General features: G+C 52.5%; 19 protein-coding genes and 1 other annotated feature. Of the genes, 2 read left to right on the top strand and 17 right to left on the bottom strand.

Annotation, left to right across the window (positions count from 1 at the left end; translation table 11 throughout):
- Window positions 1-117: 117 nt before the first annotated feature.
- From leuS to IEW70_RS07085, 8 genes are all read right to left on the bottom strand, one after another.
- On the bottom strand, window positions 118-2,580 hold the full coding sequence (leuS, locus tag IEW70_RS07120; protein WP_188647230.1) for a leucine--tRNA ligase: 2,463 nt from the start codon (window positions 2,578-2,580) through the stop codon (window positions 118-120).
- A 54-nt stretch (window positions 2,581-2,634) separates the two neighbouring features.
- Window positions 2,635-2,897, bottom strand: a binding site (T-box leader).
- 136 nt (window positions 2,898-3,033) lie between these two features.
- Window positions 3,034-3,375 (bottom strand): ribosome silencing factor, encoded by a 342-nt coding sequence (gene rsfS, locus IEW70_RS07115; protein WP_373285930.1) that lies wholly within the window; start codon window positions 3,373-3,375, stop codon window positions 3,034-3,036.
- Window positions 3,372-3,971, bottom strand: coding sequence for a bis(5'-nucleosyl)-tetraphosphatase (symmetrical) YqeK (gene yqeK, locus IEW70_RS07110; RefSeq protein WP_188647229.1), 600 nt, complete (start codon window positions 3,969-3,971; stop codon window positions 3,372-3,374). Before yqeK ends, rsfS begins: the two co-directional genes overlap by 4 nt.
- Window positions 3,940-4,551: a nicotinate-nucleotide adenylyltransferase gene (locus IEW70_RS07105; protein ID WP_188647228.1), complete on the bottom strand. Its 612-nt coding sequence runs from the start codon at window positions 4,549-4,551 to the stop codon at window positions 3,940-3,942. The genes yqeK and IEW70_RS07105 overlap by 32 nt, the downstream gene beginning before the upstream one ends.
- An 11-nt stretch (window positions 4,552-4,562) precedes the next feature.
- Window positions 4,563-5,414, bottom strand: coding sequence for a shikimate dehydrogenase (locus IEW70_RS07100; RefSeq protein ID WP_188647227.1), 852 nt, complete (start codon window positions 5,412-5,414; stop codon window positions 4,563-4,565).
- An 87-nt stretch (window positions 5,415-5,501) separates the two neighbouring features.
- Complete coding sequence (gene yqeH / locus IEW70_RS07095) at window positions 5,502-6,599, bottom strand: ribosome biogenesis GTPase YqeH (RefSeq protein WP_373285929.1); 1,098 nt, start codon at window positions 6,597-6,599, stop codon at window positions 5,502-5,504.
- On the bottom strand, window positions 6,599-7,120 hold the full coding sequence (locus tag IEW70_RS07090) for a YqeG family HAD IIIA-type phosphatase (protein ID WP_188647225.1): 522 nt from the start codon (window positions 7,118-7,120) through the stop codon (window positions 6,599-6,601). The genes yqeH and IEW70_RS07090 overlap by 1 nt, the downstream gene beginning before the upstream one ends.
- A gap of 483 nt (window positions 7,121-7,603) precedes the next feature.
- Window positions 7,604-9,319, bottom strand: a complete 1,716-nt coding sequence (locus IEW70_RS07085) for a serine hydrolase domain-containing protein (protein ID WP_229751871.1) — start codon at window positions 9,317-9,319, stop codon at window positions 7,604-7,606.
- 309 nt (window positions 9,320-9,628) lie between these two features.
- Between IEW70_RS07085 and IEW70_RS07080 the strand changes: the two genes are divergently transcribed.
- Entirely contained in the window at window positions 9,629-10,792 is a 1,164-nt protein-coding gene (locus IEW70_RS07080) for an iron-containing alcohol dehydrogenase (RefSeq protein ID WP_188647224.1), read from the top strand.
- Between the two features lie 128 nt (window positions 10,793-10,920).
- Here the strand turns inward: IEW70_RS07080 and IEW70_RS07075 are convergent, their stop codons facing one another.
- The 6 genes from IEW70_RS07075 to qoxA all read right to left on the bottom strand — a co-directional run bounded on the left by IEW70_RS07075 (window position 10,921) and on the right by qoxA (window position 16,619).
- Window positions 10,921-11,529 carry an alpha/beta hydrolase gene (locus tag IEW70_RS07075; protein ID WP_188647223.1) on the bottom strand — a complete coding sequence of 203 codons (609 nt, stop codon included), beginning with the start codon at window positions 11,527-11,529 and terminating at the stop codon, window positions 10,921-10,923.
- Window positions 11,526-12,479: a ring-cleaving dioxygenase gene (locus IEW70_RS07070; RefSeq protein ID WP_188647222.1), complete on the bottom strand. Its 954-nt coding sequence runs from the start codon at window positions 12,477-12,479 to the stop codon at window positions 11,526-11,528. The genes IEW70_RS07075 and IEW70_RS07070 overlap by 4 nt, the downstream gene beginning before the upstream one ends.
- 264 nt (window positions 12,480-12,743) lie before the next feature.
- Entirely contained in the window at window positions 12,744-13,073 is a 330-nt protein-coding gene (qoxD, locus tag IEW70_RS07065; RefSeq protein ID WP_229751870.1) for a cytochrome aa3 quinol oxidase subunit IV, read from the bottom strand.
- Window positions 13,073-13,684 (bottom strand): cytochrome aa3 quinol oxidase subunit III, encoded by a 612-nt coding sequence (gene qoxC / locus IEW70_RS07060; RefSeq protein ID WP_188647221.1) that lies wholly within the window; start codon window positions 13,682-13,684, stop codon window positions 13,073-13,075. The genes qoxD and qoxC overlap by 1 nt, the downstream gene beginning before the upstream one ends.
- Before the next feature lie 2 nt (window positions 13,685-13,686).
- Window positions 13,687-15,630: a cytochrome aa3 quinol oxidase subunit I gene (gene qoxB, locus IEW70_RS07055; RefSeq protein WP_188647343.1), complete on the bottom strand. Its 1,944-nt coding sequence runs from the start codon at window positions 15,628-15,630 to the stop codon at window positions 13,687-13,689.
- Between the two features lie 44 nt (window positions 15,631-15,674).
- Window positions 15,675-16,619 carry a cytochrome aa3 quinol oxidase subunit II gene (gene qoxA, locus IEW70_RS07050; RefSeq protein ID WP_188647220.1) on the bottom strand — a complete coding sequence of 315 codons (945 nt, stop codon included), beginning with the start codon at window positions 16,617-16,619 and terminating at the stop codon, window positions 15,675-15,677.
- A gap of 493 nt (window positions 16,620-17,112) precedes the next feature.
- Between qoxA and IEW70_RS07045 the strand changes: the two genes are divergently transcribed.
- A complete protein-coding gene (locus IEW70_RS07045; RefSeq protein WP_188647219.1) occupies window positions 17,113-17,571 on the top strand; it encodes a hypothetical protein in 459 nt (152 codons plus the stop codon).
- An 81-nt stretch (window positions 17,572-17,652) separates the two neighbouring features.
- On the opposite strand, the gene IEW70_RS07040 is transcribed toward IEW70_RS07045, so the two are convergent.
- The 3 genes from IEW70_RS07040 to IEW70_RS07030 form a co-directional block, all read right to left on the bottom strand.
- Window positions 17,653-18,618, bottom strand: a complete 966-nt coding sequence (locus tag IEW70_RS07040; RefSeq protein ID WP_229751869.1) for a metal-dependent hydrolase — start codon at window positions 18,616-18,618, stop codon at window positions 17,653-17,655.
- Between the two features lie 252 nt (window positions 18,619-18,870).
- Window positions 18,871-19,827 (bottom strand): lysophospholipid acyltransferase family protein, encoded by a 957-nt coding sequence (locus tag IEW70_RS07035; protein WP_188647217.1) that lies wholly within the window; start codon window positions 19,825-19,827, stop codon window positions 18,871-18,873.
- The gene (locus IEW70_RS07030; RefSeq protein WP_188647216.1) at window positions 19,803-20,594 is read right to left on the bottom strand and encodes a GNAT family N-acetyltransferase; all 792 of its coding nucleotides are present in this window, start codon (window positions 20,592-20,594) and stop codon (window positions 19,803-19,805) included. Before IEW70_RS07030 ends, IEW70_RS07035 begins: the two co-directional genes overlap by 25 nt.
- Between the last annotated feature and the right edge of the window lies 1 nt (window position 20,595).

Below are 20,595 nucleotides of genomic sequence, written 5' to 3'. Positions count from 1 at the left end.
CAAAAGAGCTCTTCTACCAGGAGCGACAGGTAGAAAAGCTCTTTGCTTTCCCGAAGATGAACTTTTGGTTAACAGCTTCGACCTGCCCTTCTAGGCGGGTCGAGAGCAGTTTTCAGCTCAGTTGGCCACAATATTCACCAGTTTCTTCGGTACCACGATCACCTTGCGAATAGTTTTGCCATCCAAGAAGTGTTGAATCCGATCCTGTTCCATGGCCAGTTTTTCGATGGCGTCCTTATCAGCGCTGACCGGTACGACCAATTTGTCCCGGACTTTGCCGTTGATCTGCACCACCATTTCCACTTCATCCTGAACCAGTGCTTTTTCGTCAAACATCGGCCAAGCTTGGGCATGCACACTTCCTTCCCCGCCGATCTGGCTCCACAGCTCCTCCGTCATGTGGGGAGCAAAGGGTGCCAACATCAGGACGGTTTTTTCCACGGCTTCCGCCAGGGTACCCCGGTCCGCTTCTTCCGGATAGGCGTAGATGGCGTTGACCAGCTCCATCACCGCACTGATGGCGGTGTTGAACTGATAGCGTTCGCCGATGTCGTCGCTCACCTTTTTGATGGTTTGGTGCAGTTGCCGGTACAGTGCTTTGGCGGCCTCGTCTTCCGGCTTCGCTTGCGGGCGGTTGCTGAACAACCCGGCATGTTGCTGCACCATCCGCCACACCCGGTTCAGGAATCGGTAACTTCCTTCCACGCCGGAGTCGCTCCAATCCAGCTCCCGATCTGGCGGAGCGGCAAACAGGATGAACATACGGGCTGTATCCGCTCCATACCGCTCAATGATCTCCATGGGAGAGACGACGTTGCCTTTCGACTTGGACATCTTGGAGCCGTCTTTCAGCACCATCCCTTGCGGGAAGTAGTGGGTAAAGGGCTCATCGGCATTCACCATGCCCGCATCGTGGAGCACCTTGGTCACAAAGCGGGAATACAAGAGGTGAAGTACCGCATGCTCAATTCCACCGATATAGTAATCCACCGGCATCCACTCGTTGGCTTTGTCAGCCGCGAAGGGGATCTCCTCATTGTGCGGATCGGTATAACGCAGGAAGTACCAGGAGGAATCGATGAACGTATCCATGGTATCCGTTTCCCGGCGCGCCTTTCCTCCGCAGGAAGGACAGGTGGTGTGAACAAAGGTTTCCGAAGTGGTCAGCGGGTTCCGTTTTCCGTCGAAGACCACATCCTCGGGCAACATCACCGGCAGCTCTTCTTTCGGCACCGGCACTACACCGCAAGAGTCGCAATATACGATGGGAATCGGACATCCCCAATACCGCTGCCGTGAGAAAAGCCAATCCCGCAGACGGTAGGAAACCGTCGGGCCTCCCAACCCTTTTTCCTGCAGATGCTCTGGAATTTTACGCATCGCTTCTTTATTGGACAAACCGTTAAACGGACCCGAATGGTCCAGAACCCCTTCCGAGGTATAGGCTGCTTCCAATTTTTCATCCGGGTCGTACGTCCCGAAAGGAAAGATTACCCGGCGAATCGGCAAATCATATTTCCGGGCAAATGCAAAATCCCGTTCATCATGAGCAGGAACCCCCATGACCGCACCCGTTCCGTAATCCATCAACACATAGTTGGCCACCCAAATCGGCACGTCTTCGCCGGTCAGCGGGTGTTTGGCCACAGCACCCGTGTCATAGCCCACTTTTTCCACGTCAGAACCGGTCCGAGCCAATTCCGATTCATTCTGCATCGTTTTCACAAACCGGCGAATCGTTTCCTCATTGGGTTTCCCCTGGATCAACTGCGGAACCAGCGGGTGTTCCGGTGCCAACACCATGTAGGTAACTCCATACAGAGTATCGGGCCGGGTGGTAAAAACGGATACTTTCTCATCTCCCAGCTCGGGGATGGTAAATGTGATTTCCGCTCCTTTGCTCTTGCCAATCCAGTTGCGTTGCATGGCCTTGACTTTCTCCGGCCATTTGGGCAGGCGGTCCAAACCTTCCAGCAGTTTGTCGGCATAATCCGTGATTTTGAGGAACCATTGTTCCAGCTCTTTTTTCTCCACTTCCGCGTCACAACGCCAGCAACGACCGTCCTCCACCTGCTCGTTGGCCAGCACCGTGGAACAGTTGGGACACCAGTTTACCGCCGCTTGCTTGCGATAAGCCAGCCCCCGTTCATAAAAGAGCAAAAACAGCCACTGGCTGAAACGGTAATAATCCGGTTCACAGGTCCCCACATACCGGTCCCAGTCGTAGGAGATCCCCAAACGGGCCTGCTCCTCCCGGATGCGTTTCATATTGTTCAGCGTCCATTCCCGCGGATTAACCCCTCGTTGGATGGCCGCGTTTTCCGCAGGAAGACCAAAAGCGTCTGCTCCCATCGGATGCAGTACCCGAAACCCTTTCATCCGTTTGAACCGGGCAACCACATCGCCGATGGAGTAATTGCGGACATGCCCCATATGTAAGCCTTCGCCGGAAGGATACGGAAACATCTCCAAAGCATAAAATTTGGGTTTATTTTTGTCGTCATCGGTTTTATAGACGTCTTGTCGTTGCCAGGCTTTCTGCCATTTTGGTTCAATCGTTTGCGGTTCATACTTCTTCATGGCGACATCCTCCACACCTAAAAATATAAAACCTCCCGCCCCCAGCTCCTGGTTGCTAGGGACGAGAGGTTGGTTCACAAACTCAAGCTCTCCCGCGGTACCACCCTAGTTAGCATGGGACCATGCACGGCACTTCACACTCCCATACTCACTCGTGGATCCGCTAACGGGGATCATCCGTCGAAGAGTACTATCGATAAAGGTTCCCCTTCGAGGCGATGAGGCGAGTTCGTCTGACCGCCTGATCGGCTTGCACCCATCCGCCGACTCTCTGAGCAGGCCGGTTGCAAACTACTGATCCCCATCATGGCCTTTTCCTATCCGCGTATGTGGAATCGGAACAAGTTTAGTTAACATTATATGCAACGGCTTGGATATGTGTCAACGATTTTTATCGAAATTTGTTTCCACCATGTAGATCAATTTTTTCCACATGTAGCTCGGTTCATACCTTTACTGCACGCCAACCTGACTGGCATCGCCCCATAACCGTTCCAAATCGTAGAAATCCCGTTCATCCTTGTGGAAGACGTGAACGACCACATCGCCGAGATCCATCAACACCCAACGTGCATCCGCCAATCCCTCGATTCCTTTGACAGGAACTGCTGACTTTTGCATTTTTTCCTTGATCGCCTGCACGATGGCTTGCACCTGCGTTTGGGAGTTCCCGGAACAGATGACAAAGTAATCGGCAAACACGGACAAACCGCGAATATCCAAAATGGCGATCCGTTGGGCTTTTTTCTCCTCGGCGGCTGTTGCCGCTAACTGTGCGATTTCCACCAGGTTCAAAGAGATTCCTCCTTTGTTTTGGGCTGCGTTCGCTCTTTGACCGCTTCCACCATGTAGTTACGGGCAAAGAGCGTCAGCGGGTACACTTTTTGACCGCGTTCAATCAGGAAACAAATCGTATTGTCCAAGGATTGCAAAACGGCGCGATCCAGATCTTGCCGGGCCAAGCTGCGCAACTCTTCCACTCCGGGATAACGCCGGCCCGGTTCGATGGCATCAGCTACGAAAATCACTTTTTCTAATAAAGACATATGCGGACGACCAGAGGTATGATAACGGATCGCATTTAAAACTTCTTCATTCGTAACCCCCAATTCCTCCCTAACCACTTCCGCCCCAACAGGAGCGTGCCACAATTCCTTGTTATGTTCCAACAAGTCTTCCGGTAAACGGTATTTGACAATCAGGGAGCGCATCCGGTCGTCCGGCCAAAACTTGCAGAAATCGTGCAACAGAGCAGCTAATTCCGCTTTTTCCGGATCGGCTCCCCATTGTTTCGACAATGCTGCGGCCGTTTCCATCACCCGCAGGGTGTGTTCCCAACGGGATCGTGTCAATTCTTTCTCAACGGCCTTTTTCAAGGCTTCTCTGTTCATATATTGTATGCTCCTCCAAATAACGACGAACGGGTTCCGGTACCAGGTATCGGATGGACTGGCCTTGTGCCGCCTTTTTCCGAATGAGGGAAGACGACAGGTCCAGTTGCACTCCCTCGGTGAACAGGTGTAATCGATCTTTTATCCAATCGGGAAGCTTCTCTTCGTTCCATGCGATCCCTTTCCGCAACAACCCAATCACCTCGACAGTTTCCAATATCTCCTCAATGCGGTGCCAGCGGGGCAGATCCAGGATCATGTCTCCTCCGATAATCAAAAAGAATTGATACTCCGGATACTGACGGGTTAAAGCTTTGACTGTGTCCACCGTATAAGAGGGGCCGGACCGTTCCATCTCGATCCGGGAGACGCGCAAACGGGGATTGTCCGCTACAGCCAGTTCCGTCATCTTCAGCCGATGCCGGGCGTCCGTGATGGATTTCCCTTGTTTGTGGGGAGGGCTGGGCGCCGGAATCAGCCACACCTGGTCCAATCCGGCCATCTCCAATGCCTGCTCCACCATGATCATATGCCCGATGTGAATCGGGTCAAATGTTCCCCCGAAAATGCCGACTTTCATTATGACACTCCTCACACCGGTGCAAGGGACCTCTCCAATACTTCCCGCATCTTTTTCACAGGTGCAGGATGCCCTGTCCATAGTTCAAAAGCCAGTGCTGCTTGATGAACCAACATCCCGGCTCCGCCGTGAATGCAGGCCCCTTGCTTTTCGGCTTCTTGCAACAGTTTGGTTTTGCGGGGATGATAGATCAAATCGCTCACCACCAGCCCGGAATGAAGCCAATCTGGATTCACCGGGGAAACATCCGCGTCAGGATGCATGCCCACCGATGTCGTTTGCACGAGGAGCGCAGCATCTTGAAGGGCTGTTTGGAGCTCTTCAGCAGTGATCACACGCGTCGGTACCCAACGGCTCAAGCGGCTGGCCAATGCTTCCGCTTTGGCTGTAGTCCGGTTGGTGACGGTTATTTCCCTGACACCGGCGGTAGCCAAAGCGTATCCGACCGCCCGGGCGGCACCGCCTGCACCGACAAGAACCACCCGCTTCCCCGTCAGCTGCATCGCTGTCTCTTCCTGCAGGGAGCGCAAATAACCCGTTCCATCCGTATTGTACCCAATCAGCCGGCTTTCCTTGTTGACAACCGTATTGACGGCACCGATTTCCTTGGCGCTGTCATCCAATTCATCCAACAGCTCCATGATGGCCACTTTGTGGGGAATGGTGACATTCCACCCGCGAAAACCCAACGCACGCATCCCTTCCACTGCCTGGGGCAACTTTTCCGGAGATACGTCATAAGCCAAATAAACCATATTGAATCCTGTCAGCGCAAAAGCTTCATTGTGCATGTCCGGCGACTTAGAATGACCTACCGGATGGCCCAACAAGCCTGTCTTCTCTGTTAAGCTGTTTACCTTCATATTTTGCGCCCCTTTCCCATTCCGTCTCTTGCTTTGAAAAGAAGATGGACCTGTCCATGTCTGGGCGGCTGAGCCTGCAGATCCGTATCACAATATGGCGGGACGCAAGTGAACGGTGATTCCTTCCGGCACCCAGAGATCGACTTGTGCCGGATTGAGCCCGGCAGCAATCCATCCCAGACCCGGAATGACAATATCTTCTTTTTCCCGGCCGTTTAAATAAAAACGATGCCGCTTCCACTTCGGTAAAGAATCCGGATTTTTGGGCGGGGACAACAGCTCTCCCCGATGTTTGGCCCACAACTCGTCCGCTCGTTCCAATTTAGTACGATGGATGTAAAGGGAGTTGGCAAAATAGCAAACAAAGGGCTGACGTTCTCCCTCTACAAAGTCAAAACGGGCTAGCCCGCCAAAGAAGAGGGTTTGCTGATCCTCCAATTGATACACTTTGGGTCGCAATTCTTTCTTTGGCGTGATTTCTTCCAGCTCTTCCGGTGCAACCCATTCGCTCACCCGATCTTGACGAACGATACCAGGCATGTCCACGATGCGCCGACCGTCATTTAGCGGAATGCTGATCGCATCCAGTGTGGTTCCGGGATACGGAGAGGTGGTGACGACCTCCTCGCCTGCACCATACTCCTGAAGAAGGCGGTTAATAAAAGTGGATTTGCCGGCGTTGGCCGCACCGACCACATACACATCCCGTCCGGCACGATAGCGCTCGATCGCGGCAGCTACTTCTTTGATATGCTGGCCTTTGGCAGCACTCATCAATACGACATCCACCGGTTGAACACCCATCTCTTTGGCAGAGGCGTACACCCATTCTTTCAACTTTTGGTACTTGGCCGACTTGGGGAAGACATCCACCTTGTTGGCCAGGAGCAACAGATCGTTTCCCCCGGTATGGCGATGAATGCCCGGGATCCAACTCCCTGAGAAATCAAACAGATCCACGACCTGAACCACCAAGCTGTCCGTTTCCGCAATTTGGTCCAAAAGTTGCAAGTAAACATCCGGATCCTGATCCACTTGGGCAATCTCATTATAGTGCCGAATGCGAAAGCACCGCTTGCAGATCACATGCTCCCGCTCCAGCGCTGAAGGCGGAACATACCCCGGCGCATGGGGACGCTCCGTCTGCAGCTCAACTCCGCAGCCTTCACACCAACGCTCCTCCATCACTTTGGATCCTCCCAACTTAACAATCCACGCTGTTTCATCCATCGAAACACCATACGCTCCATCCGGCGGTTCAAACGGGTAAAAAAGCCTTCTACATCAGAAACAGGCACCACCAGGATCGTCCGTAAGCCCAATCGGTTCCCACCCAGCACGTCGGTAAACAACTGATCTCCGATCATCACCGTCTCTTCCGGTTTTGTCTCCAGCTTACGTAGAGCTTTTTTAAAGGCGGCCGATAACGGCTTCCGTGCCCGGTGAATGTATGGAACCCGAAGAGGCAAAGCAAACCGGGACACCCGCGTCCGATTGTTGTTGGAGACAATCATCACCCGGAATCCCATTCCTTGCAACCGATCCAGCCAACTGACCAGCTGGGGGGTCGCATCCGGACGGCTCGCTTCCACCAGCGTATTGTCAAGATCCACAATCGCTGCCTTCACCCCTTGGTGTTGCAGCTCGTTGAAATCAATTTCATAAATAGATTGCACAAAGGCATCCGGTACGATTGATTTAAACACTGGTCCACCTTCTCACCCGTGGCTTCTTATCGGCAATAACTATACCATAGGTTGGAATCCGGTTGCAAAAAGGTTGGACCAACAATAAACCTACCTCCAGATGGATGAAAGCCCTCTTGAACCCCAGCAAAAAGCTCTTCTACCCGTCGCTCCCTCTTCGACGTCACAGATGCGTTGCTGTCCGCTCCGAAACATAGCGTAACTTTGGAGCGGAACGACAAATAGCACGACTTGTGCTCCTTGAGTGCAATGATCGAGGCGCGAGCAAAAGGAAAGCCTGTGTCGCCCACGGGCACAAGCACCCACAGGGCATACGTCACGTCTTTGCTCCAGGTCGTGTTTTACTCGCTTTCGGCCTCGATCCCACGCATCCAAGCTGGGTACGTCGTTCAAAGATCGTTCCTTAGCAGAAGAGCTCTATTCTTTTGGAAGATGAATGTTGTCAGATGGGATCCGCCTACCTAAGCATGGGAGTGCAAGGGATCACCGATCCCGCATTTCCCATCCCACACCGGACCACTCTGCATTCACCTGTTGGCCGTCAGCCGTCTTTAGTTCCGGCTTGTGCACATACCAGCCCCGACCGTTGGCGTAGTCATCCGTATGGTAGCGAAAACGGATGAAGCGGGCTCCCTCTGGCAAAGAGAGGGTTAGCTTTTTCCACCCTTCGCTGCTCTCGGTGTACGGATCGCTGACCGCTTTCCAGTCATAACCGTTTTCGGACACTTCCACCACACCGTAATCGGTGTCTCCATCTGTCCGGTACCAAGTCTCAAAAGTAAGCGTCAACGGACCTTTGAACCCGTCCAACTCCGTTACCAAAGATCGGTCCAGATTATCCCCGTAACCGGCGAACCATGCCTTGCCGTCCCCCGGAATGGCTACAGGGATCGCATCTGCTGTTAGACGCGCCACCTGCCGGCGGGCCGGGTTGGTGGAGACTGTTTTTCGGGTGGGATGGACGCGGTTAGTGAGCAGGATCGCCATGACCCCGTTGTTTCGATTGATAACGATGGAGGTTCCGGTAAAACCTGTATGTCCCATGGAGCGGATATCCGACAAAGCATCCATGAACCAGCCCTGCTTCAGCTCCCAGCCAAGACCGTGCTCATCACCGGGAAAATCCGCCGTCTGGTTTTTCTCCATCAATTCCACCGTTTCCGGCTTCAGAATGTGGGTGTTTCCGTATTTCCCCTTGTTCAGCATCGTATGGGCAAACACCGCCAAGTCATGGGCGGTAGAGAATACTCCGGCATGACCGGCCACGCCGTCCAGCGAAGCGGCATTCTCATCATGCACCTCACCCCAGACCAGTCCGCGCTCGGTCCAGGGCTGGTACTCGGTAGCCGCAATCCGCGGCTTCAAGGATGCCGGCGGATTGTACATCGTATCCTTCATCCCGAGGGGTTCCGTGATCGCCTTTTTTACATAAGCATCCTGACGCATCCCCGACAGCTTCTCCACCAACGCACCCAAAGTAATCATGTTCAGATCGCTGTAGACGTATGTGGTTCCCGGCGGAGATTTCAATGGATGGGCAAACACCGCCTGCAACCGATCCTCCCGGTTCCCCTCTTCCTTCCATAAAGGGATAAACGGTTCAAAACCGGAGGTATGGGTCATCAGTTGGCGAATGGTGACCTCTTCTTTTCCATTGGCGGCAAACTCCGGTATGTATTTGGCGACAGGATCATCCAACTGAAACTTTCCTTCTTCATAGAGTTTCATCGCCGCTGTGGTCGTAAAGATTTTACTGATGGACGCCACATCAAAAATCGTAGCTTTTTCCATCGGAATCGGCTGGTCCACGGGTGAGTACTGATCATCTTTGTACTGAAGAGCATTTCCGTAAGCCTGGTGCTTGACGATCTGCCCCTTCCGCGCGATCAGCACCACCGCTCCGGGCATGACCTTATCTTGGACCGCCTGCTCCAGGTACGGATCCATCGCTTCCAAAGAAGCTTCAGACATTCCTGCCGCGGCCGGTGTTCCCGGATGCAACACCGGCGAGGAAACACCCGGCTTGTCCCAGGGAAATGGCGGTGTATGAGTAAAAACGGCGCTCCCTCCTTTGTTCCAATCCCGCACCTCCGTCGTAGCTCCGGCTGCCTGATCGGCTCCCACCGCTGTAGCCGGTATCAACAACGACACACCCGTTGTTACTGACAGAATCCGATACCAACCCATCTTCCACCCCATGAAACCCCTCCTCATCATTAGCATAATCTTGTAACCGTAAACCCACCCGTAACAGCAAACAAACGCCATTCAGTTTTTATATTAACAAATATCCGAAATTTCCAATAGAACCAATCGTCCCTGCCGGAAAACAACAACTCGTACCTTGAGAGCCAAAAGGGTTGGCAGGAGGAATCCGTCCTGCCGTAAAATCCTGTGGAATAGCCGATAGAAGCCAGTATTTCTTTTCAAAACAACCCTCTTTTCATTTCGGTACCCGAAATGTTACTATAGTAATGGATCAGTCCGGCCAAAAAAGGAGTTGTTCCCATGAACCCTTTTGTATATCGCAATCCGACCAAATTGATATTTGGAAAAGGTCAGCTTTCTCAGCTGAAAGACGAACTGAACCGTTTCGGCAAAAACGTGCTGCTCGTGTATGGCGGCGGAAGCATCAAACGAAACGGCCTCTATGATGAAGTAATGTCGATCCTGAATGAGACCGGAAGCAATGTATCCGAGCTCGCTGGAGTAGAGCCTAACCCGCGCTTGAGTACGGTGAAAAAAGGGGTACACATCTGCCACCAAGAAAATATCGACTTCATCCTGGCGGTAGGCGGCGGCAGCGTTATCGACTGCTCCAAGGCGATCGCTGCCGGCGCCAAGTTTGACGGTGATCCGTGGGAGTTTATCAGCGGCAAAGCCCAAGTAGAAGCTGCCCTCCCCTTCGGTACAGTACTCACCTTGGCGGCTACCGGCTCCGAGATGAACCCGGGCTCTGTGATTACAAACTGGGAGACCAACGAAAAGTACGGCTGGGGCAGCCCCCATACCTACCCCAAATTTTCTATCCTGGATCCGGTTTATACGTTCAGCGTTCCGAAGAACCATACGATTTATGGTATAGTGGACATGATGTCCCACGTGTTTGAACAGTATTTTCATCACGTACCCAACACCCCGCTTCAGGACCGGATGTGCGAATCCATCCTGAAAACGGTGATGGAAGTAGCACCGAAGCTAATCGAGGATCTGGAAAACTACGAATACAGGGAAACGATTCTCTACAATGGCACCATCGCTTTGAACGGCACCTTGTCCATGGGGATTCGGGGGGATTGGGCCACCCATAATATCGAACACGCCGTCTCCGCCGTGTATGACATCCCCCATGCCGGCGGTTTGGCCATCCTGTTCCCCAACTGGATGAAGTACACCCTGGATGAAAATGTGGGTCGCTTCAAACAGCTGGCTATCCGGGTGTTTGATGTGGACCCGAACCTCGGTTCCGACCGGGAGATTGCTTTGGCAGGGATCGAGAAGCTGCGGAAGTTCTGGACCATCCTCGGAGCACCTAGCCGCCTGAAGGATTACGACATCGACGATTCCAAACTGGACCTGATTGCCGATCGGGCCATGGCCAAAGGGGAATTCGGCAACTTCAAAAAACTGAACCGGGACGACGTGATGGAAATCCTGCGCATGTCCTTGTAATCACCGAAAAACAGCCGGCGTGCAACCGGCTGTTTTTCTAGTTTGTGTAGGATGAGTAAACCATGAAATCCGGCTCAGGCTTTTCAGCCTGGGTCCGGGTTTTTGTCTCGCTCTGCAAACAACTCTGGTCATAAAAACTGCTCTTGAAACCACTCCGCCGCCGCTGCCACTTCGGTTCGGGTCAGCTGGTGCCCAAAAGATTCCCAGTGGACATCCACCGAAGCACCCTCCCCCTCGAGCAAGGCTTTTAGCTCGTCCGTTTCTTCCGGTGCACAAATCGGATCATTTTTCCCCGCACCGATAAAAACCGGTGTACCGGTCAAATCGGGTAGCTTCACTCCGTGCCGGGGTACCATCGGGTGATGCAGGATCGCCCCCATCAGTGCCCCCGGACAATGGAACAGCAGGCTGCCCGCGATATTGGCCCCGTTGGAGTAACCGACAGCCACCAGCCGGTCCCGGTCAAAGCTATACTCTGCCGCCGCCCGATGCAAAAACTCCTGCAACTCCTGGGTGCGGAAAACCAAGTCGTCTTCGTCAAATACCCCTTCAGCCAACCGGCGGAAAAACCGGGGCATCCCATTTTCCAACACATTGCCGCGAACACTGAGAACCGAAGAGGCGGGAGAGATCATCTCTGCCAGCGGGAGCAAGTCCTGTTCCGTGCCCCCGGTTCCGTGAAGCAGCAGCAAGGTCGGTACGTTCGGGTCTGTCCCCTGCTGAAAAATGTGTTTCATGCCTGATCCCCCTTCAGCACCCGCACTTCCGCGGGCAAGAGCATACTTTCAATCTGCTCCCGTTCGAATTCCAGCCATGGGGGTAGCAACAAGCGAGAACCCAGTTCCTCTTTGGTCTCATCCCGGGTGAATCCCGGCGGATCAGTGGCGATCTCAAAGAGAATGCCGCCTGCCTCCCGGAAGTAAACGGAGTTGAAATATTGCCGATCAATGATGGGTGTTACCTGGTATCCGTTTTGCCGCACGTGGGCTTGCCATTTTACATGATCCTCATCATCTTGGGCACGCCAAGCGATATGATGAACCACACCGGCTCCCATCCGCCCCGGCAGCAGCGGAGTTTTCTTTACATCCACGATGTTGCCCAGGTCATCCCACGAACGGAAGCGGACATAATCCCCTTCTTCGGCCGCTTTCTCCAAGCCCAACACGTTTTCCAGGAGTTCCATCGTTTTCTCCGGTTTCCAGGTATACAAAATGCCGCCTCCGAACCCTTTGATCGCTTTCTCTGCGGGCACTCCGCCAAAAGACCACCCACTGAGCTTGCCTTCTGTTCGGGCGACCAATTCGAGATGCAACCCGTGGGGATCGTCAAACTGAAGCACCTCTTCGCCGAAGCGGATGTTTTTCTCCCATCCCACACCCCACTTGTTCAATCGTTCTTGCCAAAAGCTGAGGGCTCCCTCCGGTACCACAAAAGTGGTGACACCGACTTGCCCCGAACCGATCGTTCCCTTTTGGGCTTGCGGCCACGGGAAGAAGGTCATGATCGTTCCAGGGGTACCCGTTTCATCCCCGAAATAGAGATGATAGGTACCCGGATCATCAAAGTTGACCGTTTTTTTCACCAGGCGCAGGCCCAATACCCCTGCATAAAAGTCCACGTTTTCCTGGGGATTTCCTACGATCGCCGTGATGTGATGAATCCCGGCCGTTCGTCTAGTTGCCATCATATATCCCCTTTCTGTCTTCTCTTAAGAATCTTCCCTTTTTATTCACTGGTGTCGCAGGAGCTCGATAAAAAAAAGCCGTTTCGACTCCTCCGTTTAAAAAAGGGTGAACCTGGGATGTCCGATGCAGATTATAATAGCACACCCTAACTTACTTTATGTAAGTATAGTACCGTAACCAACTTACTTTCGTCAAGCCACCTGATAAATGACATAAACATAAAAAAGCCCGGCGGAAGCGTAACCTTCCACCGAGCAACCTTTTTAATGCCCCGTCATGTTGTACAGCATGATCCAGATGGTCCCCAGTACGGTTACCAGTGCGACAAACACTGCGTATATGATCGTCCAGATCTGATACTTCGCCGCGGTTCCTTCATTCAAGTGCATGAACATCATGAGCTGCAACAACGCCTGGGCGATGGCCAGGCCGATAATCACCGTCAGGAAAATCGGCTTGGGCAAATCTATCGAGATCGTCGCATACAAGGCAGCGAAGGTCATAATCAACGACAGCGCAAAACCGATAATGTGACCCATGGGGCTTTCCTTGCGTTGCTGTTGTGGTTGTTGGTTTGTTTTTTTCTTAGCCATCAGCCAGCCACCCCCATCAGGTACACCAACGTGTAGATGAAGATCCAGACCACGTCCAGAAAGTGCCAGTACAGACCCGCCACAAACAGCTTCCGGGAAGTGACCGGCGTAATGCCCCGTTTTTGGAGCTGGATCAACAAGAGGATGATCCAGAAAATCCCTAGGGTTACGTGGGCGCCGTGAGTACCCAGCAGAACGAAGAAGGAAGACAAAAAAGCACTGGTTTGCATTGTAGCTCCTTCTTCTGTTACATACATAAAGAATTCGTGAATCTCGAAGTACAAAAACCCGGCACCGAGAAGCAAAGTAACAATATACCAAAGCAGGAGCGCTTTTTGGTTGCCTCGCCGCATTTCATAAATCGCCAAGCCACATGTGAAACTACTGGCTAACAGGAGAAGGGTTTCGATCATGAAATCCTTGACCACGAACAGGTCTTGTGGCGTGGGTCCCCCGGCGGTAGCGTGCTGGTACGTCAGATAGGTAGCGAACAAGGTAGCAAACAGCACAATCTCCGCTCCGAGGAACACCCAGAAACCAAAGATCTTCAAGCGGCCTTCTTCCGTCGAATATTCCAGTGGCGTGGAGGCGTGATTATTTTGAGTTGCCATTGTTATAACCTCCCTGCCGCAGCTTCCGTGCGTTTGATCTCGTCCACTTCGATATAGTAATGGTCGTCATACTCGAAGGAACGGAGCAGCATGCAAGCCAGCACGCCAAGCAGTCCGGCAAAGCCGATCAGATGCCATTCAAAAACAAATCCGAAACCGGCAACGAACCAGAAGAAGGAAAAGACAAAGGGGCGGCCGGAGTCTTTCGGCATATGGATCCGTTTTAATTCCGGCGTTTTTTCCTTTTTGCCCTTTTTCCGCTTCTGTTTCATCAGCCAGAAGGCATCCTGTCCTTCCACTTTCGGAATGTGGGCGAAGTTGTACACCGGCGCAGGAGAAGTGGTAGCCCATTCCAGAGTGCGGCCGTTCCACGGATCCCCAGTGGTATCACGCTCGCCGTAGCGGGCACTCCAGTAGATGCTGTAGGCGATGATCAGGAAACCAACGCCCATCATAAAGGCACCGATGGTAGACAGCAGGTTGAGGCCGTCCCATCCCAACCCTTCCGGATAGGTGTACATCCGGCGCGTCATTCCCATCAGACCCAGCGGATACTGCGGGAAGAAACAGACGTTGAAACCGATGGTAAACAGCCAGAAAGCCCATTTGCCCATGCGCTCATCCAGCATATGGCCAAACATCTTGGGCCACCAGTAGTACATCCCCGCCAGCATGCCGAAGACGGTACCACCGATCAGCACGTAGTGGAAGTGAGAGACCAGGAAGTAACTGTTGTGATACTGATAATCCGCCGGAGCCAATGCCAGCATCACCCCGGTCACCCCGCCGATCAAAAAGGTGGGGATAAAGCCCATCGCCCACAACATGGGGGCTTTCAGTTCGATGCGTCCTTTGTACAGGGTAAACAGCCAGTTGAACAACTTCACCCCGGTCGGAATGGCGATCGCCATTGTAGATACCGAGAAGAAGGAGTTAATCGCCGGCGTGTTGCCCATCGTGAAGAAGTGGTGCAACCATACGATGAAACTCAGGGCGGAAATAGCCACCATGGAGTACACCATCGCGTTGTATCCAAACAGGCGCTTGCGCGCAAAGGTACTGATTATCTCGGAGAAAATACCGAATGCCGGCAGAATAACGATATACACTTCCGGATGACCCCAGACCCAGAACAGGTTGGCCCACATCATGGGCGACCCATCTCCGGAAATGGTAAAGAAGTGCGTTCCGAACAGCCGGTCAAAGGTCATCAAAGCCAGTGCCACCGTCAGCACCGGGAAAGCAAAGATGATGATCACCGATGTGATGAGCGTCGACCATGCGAACATCGGCATGCGCATCAGGGTCATCCCGGGTGCACGCATTTTCACGATGGTGACCAGGAAGTTCACCCCGGTCATCAATGTACCGATCCCGGCAATCTGCAACGCAAGCAGATAGTAGTTCTGCCCCGGTCCCGGATCATATTCCGAACCGGCCAGCGGTGTATAACTGGTCCACCCCGCATCGGGAGATCCGCCGATGACGAAGGAAATGTTGAACAGCATCGCCCCGAAGAAGAACAGCCAGAAGCTCATGGCGTTCAGATAGGGGAAAGCCACGTCACGGGTGCCGAGCTGCAACGGGATGGCAATGTTCATCATCCCGATAATAAAGGGCATTGCCATAAACAGAATCATCAGCGTACCGTGAGTGGTAAAAATCTCATTGTAGTGCTGGGCGTTCAAAAACTTCATATCGGGAAACGCCAGCTGGGTCCGCATCAACAGGGCGTCCGCCCCGCCGCGGAACAGCATCAACAGCGACGCAATGATATACATAATGCCGATCTTCTTGTGATCGACGGTCGTCAGCCATTCGTCCCACAACCACTTCCACTTTTTGAAGTAAGTGAGGACAAAGACGATGCCGAGCGTCGCCAGAATGATCGAGACCCATGCACCTTTGATGAGCGGATCGTTCCAGATGATGAAATGCTCGGGCATCTTAAACTCAAACAAGTTCACGGCCCGTCCCTCCTTCTCCTCTGTTAGTGCGATTGATGGCCTTCATGATTCATGTGGCCAGTGTGTTCTTGATGTTCGTGGTGCCCGCCCTGCCTGTTCTCATAGCGGTCGAGTCCGTCTTCCCGATTCTTTTCGACTTCGATCTCATCCGCATTTTTCGGGTAGGAAGAGAATGTCATCTCCGGTACACGGCCGGGCTCTAAGAGTTTTCGGAACTCCGCCTCGGATTGTTTGGGTGCGGTTTTCTTCACTTTGTTCACCCATTTTTCGTAATCCTTTTCGGACTGGGCATTCACATTGAAGGTCATGTGGGTAAAGTGTTCACCCGAATAGCTAGCGCTTCGTCCAGTGTATGTGCCCGGTTTATCCGCTTCCAGCCACATGGCCATCTCCATGTCCGGCATGGTGTATTCCTGACCGCCCAACTCCGGTACCCAGAAGGAGTTCATCGGACCTACGGCATCCAGTTCAAATTTGACAGGTACGTCTGCCGGGATGTTTACATAGTTGACCGTGGAAATCCCCTCTTCAGGGTAGCGGAAAATCCACTTCCAGTTGGCGGATGTCACTTTAATGGTTACCGGTTCTTTGTGTTGCGACGGCGGTTTTTCCAAGTCATAGGTAACTTTTACCGTCGGAATCGCTAGTGCAATCACGATAATGACCGGAATCAGCGTCCAGATCGTCTCCAGAAGACGACTGCCGTGTTGATCCGGCGGGTTGTATCCTTCGTTTTCAGGTTTGGCCCGGTATTTAATCAATACATAAGTAAAAAGAGCGAACACCGCAACGATGACAATGGTCATCAATGCAATGGACCACATTATTAGGTCATATTGCTTCTGGGCAACCGGTCCTTGCGGATTCAACACAGGAATCTGCTCGCGGCTGCACCCTGTCATCACCAACAGCGCCGTCAACCCTGCAAAAGCCAACCACCGGCGCAGGCGCTTGCCAAGTGTCACCATGTCTTCTTCCCCTCTCTCCTCAGGGTTCTGTCTAACAAGTCTCATCCAAAAGAACTAGCTACGGTATATCGTCACTTGTCAGAATGAAATCAGGATCCGCTATCTCTTCCCATCAACTGACCGTTGCCAAACAGACCAACGACAAGTCACGACTCCATCGTATTGTCTACCCCGAAAATATTATCAAATAGAAGAGAGCGATGGTTTTACCGACAGTGGAGTTTTGAAAAACTTTCATCGGTCTGCAACAATTTAGCCACGATTTGTTGACACAATCGTCACGATATAACCAAAAAGAACCAAGGATCATTGCGGGTCCCGAAGATTGCTAACATTAAAAAATCAATCCGGAAAGAGTGGTGAGGGGTTAAAGATATTTATAAATATTTAATAAAATCACTATGTCATCCGACGTTTTGTCGTACCAAAAGGTTGTTTTACCATCTTACATTCTTTTATAGAATGGAGATGTCTTGAAAAAGGAGGGAACCACATGAAGCACCGCCTTTGGTTCATGTTGATCATTTTATCCTTCGTGTTGGTGACAGCTGGTTGCGGGAAAAGCCCAAAGCCCGCCCAACCGGATACCTATCCCATTACGTTCGGGGTCTATTCCGCTGACCAAAAGAACGAATTAAAAGAGAAACGTACCGTCTTTACTCCGGACGAAAGCATTGTATTGGACTTTTCCTACCCTCCCAAGTTCGGCGTCAAACAGCTCACTATACAAATCCAGCCAAACCAAAGCAAAACGAACTCTCCAAAAGCTCTGGAATGGAAAGAGATCGTCAAGCCCAACTGGAATGGGCTACAGTACGAGTTTCATATCCCGGAAGAAGACGGCCGACTGGCACCGGGAAAATACAAAGTACGCATCTTGAAAAAGAAAAAAGTGATCGGCAAAGGCGGCTTTCGGATCGAGAAAGCAAAGCACACCCAAAAGACCTCCTAGGAAAGGAGGTCTTTTGGGTTGTTCAGGCTTTATCAGGGCAGAAAATGGGTAACCCGTTGTATTCCTTCCAACATCCATCACTCACACGAACGGCGGGTCCCACAACCGCTTGCGCCAGCCCAACCGCTGCCACACCACGTTGCCTTGTTTGTCCAGCCGGACATTGACGCCGAACGGCAGTTTTTTGTCGTACCAAAAGCGAACGTCGCTCCATATGACTTCGTACCCGTCCTGCAACTCCCGACAGGTAACGTGTACCCACTGGGCAAAACTGAGAAACGCCCGCACCCCGTCTGTTTTCATACTCGCCCGGATTGCCGAGTGCTCCTGTGCCTTGGGGTAGAAATCCTCCACCCGAACCGAACGCCCCGACACTTTCCCCGTATAAAAACCATCCTCCGTCTCTACGACAAACAGCCAATGGAACCAGTGAAACGTGGGCAAGACATGGCAAATCCCCGTTAAATCGGTTTCCCTGTATACTCGGTCAATCACTCGTCGATGATGCCATGCGCGAACGGCGATATACCCGATGGTGACGGCATACACCCAGCCGAACAGCTGACGCGGGTCGGCTCCTTGGTACCACCACCACAACCCTCCCAGATGCACGACGAACAAAAATGGCTCAAAGATCGCCAAAATATCGAGATGAAACCATTTTTTCGCGAACGGTCGAGCGATTTGCACACCGTAGGTGTTGAACAAGTCTAGGATCACATGAAAGGCGACGGATAGCAAAATCCAGCCGTACAACGTCCAAAAATGATCCCACACTTGATATCCGGCAGCCAACGGAACGGCGATCACCGCCGGCCAAACAAACCAAGCGGGAATCGAATGCATGATACCCCGGTGATAACGAATGTAGGCGGAATATCCCTTCAATCGCACCACGCTGTCAATATCCGGTGCATTGGAACCCACCACCGTTCCTACCATCACCGCCTGGGCCAGGGTCGGGTCACCAGATACCGCCGGGTCCAAATACGACAGCCCGGCCATGGTGAATCCGAACAGCAGATGGCTTCCCGTATCCAACGACATTCTCCCCTTTCTCTTACTGAACACTTCCCGAACAAAACGAAAGAGTGAGACAATCCATCCCCGGTGCACCCGTAAAATGGATTACCTCACTCTCTTTCGCCCCCGTTTCCCGTTACCTTAGAAAACGTCCCCACACAGAGAAGGGCGGGAGTGGAAACCTGTCCCCCTTTTCCCGCCTGGCCTGCAAAAGGCGACAAATGTCCCGTTACAAACGTACTCGAAATCATCGAGTAGCGAACTTCTTGTTGATTCTTATGAAGAAACGGAAACCGGGTCGATTTCATCTGCACTCCCTCCATCTTCCACTGCCCGATCCCTTTCCATTACCAATCGGCGATCGGCATTAAACCAGTAAAACCATTGCTCAGGGCAAGTGCGGATCGCTCTTTCCAGAAAACCGTTCAACCGGTTGGTCGCTTCCAGGGTTTGACCCAAACCGAAATACTTGTATAGGTGAACGGGCGGTTCGATCACCATGCGATGACATAAACCCCGCTCACGGTATCCGTAAAAGGGGATCACGGGTACTTGCTCTTGCAAAGCCAGTTGGGCCGCTCCCCTGGGACTGCGCGTTTGTCTGCCGAACATCAGCGCATGCGGGAAATTGGGCCGCCAAAAATCCCCTAGAAGCAGAATGACACCACCTTCGCGCAAATGCTGCCTCAACTTGCGCAAAAGTGTCAGCGGCGGGGTATTGTCATAATCCAGTCCTTGGCATCCGAGGGTTTGCATGCGGAGATACAAGGGGCGCAGCTCTTCACTCCCCGCCGTCACAACGGTCAGGCAGGGATAACGCTGGGAGAAGTACCAGTAATAATAAAAATAATTACCGATATGAGGAGTAAATAGAATGGCCCCTTTTCCGTTCTCCAGCACCCGTCTCAGATGTTCTTCCCCTTCGACCGTAAATCTTGAGCGGCTCCCGATCGACTCAGACGGTAGATCGACCAGGATCTCGTATAATGTAAGGACCCCGTGCTCAAAATACCGTCGCGTGATGCGACGGATTTGCCCGGAAGTTCGTTCAGACAACAATTGGGACAGATTTTCCCGGATTTTCCGTCTCAGCGCAAAAGCTACCGTATAAAGCAACAAGCCCATCCATCGGCACATCCATTCAACCAACGGACGCGGCATCCGTCGCAACCAATGCGAAACCGTCTGCATCCTTCGTTCATTCTTCGTCAATCTGGCGATCCATTCGTACAAACAGTTACCTCCCCTCCAAAAAAGTGACGCTGATACCGCCGCATCACGCGTGATGTTTCCAGCACCACCAGCCAATCAAAGGTACCAAAGATCGGGTCGTACACGGGTTGAGACGCCAGTTTGGCTCCCAGACGACCATACCCTTTGAGCAAAGGAGGAATCATCCGCATGATCGCTTTCTCCTGCCCCGTGATGTCGACAAGTTCCAATCCTTCTACTTTCCCGTCGGGAAGCGGTTGAATACCGTATTCGTCGCTCAACATTCCCTTCCCATGCAACCAACTGTAGATACGGTTCAGATCTTCCCGTTCCATCGACGGCATACTGGCACAACCGATGAGGTACCGAAACCGGTGCCGTTTCAGATAATCCGCGATACCGGCCCACAAATATTGAATGGTTTTCCCGTCGCGATATTCCGGTGCCACGCAACTCCTGCCCAACTCCAAGGTAACCGATGACGAACGTTGAAAAGCGGAAAGATCAAATTCCGTCTCGGAATAAAAGCCGCAGTGACGACGAGCCCGGTCACCCGGCAACAAACGATACGTACCGACCACTTCCCCGCGGTCAGGTTCCACGACGATCAGATGGTCGCAATACGGGTCATATTGATCACATTCCAACCGTTGGGGATTGCGGGGTATCGAATTCTTCATTTCCTCAACAAACACACGGTAACGCAATCGGAAAGCTTGTTGCCGTTCCTCCTCATTTTCCGCCAACTTGACTGTCAGCGGAGAGAGTGTCTCCATCGTTTTCGCCATG

The organism is Marinithermofilum abyssi (assembly GCF_014641195.1).
Classification (GTDB): Bacteria; Bacillota; Bacilli; order Thermoactinomycetales; family DSM-45169; genus Marinithermofilum; species Marinithermofilum abyssi.
Note: the sequence above shows the minus strand (reverse complement) of the source record. Positions and strands in the feature narration are given on the sequence as shown.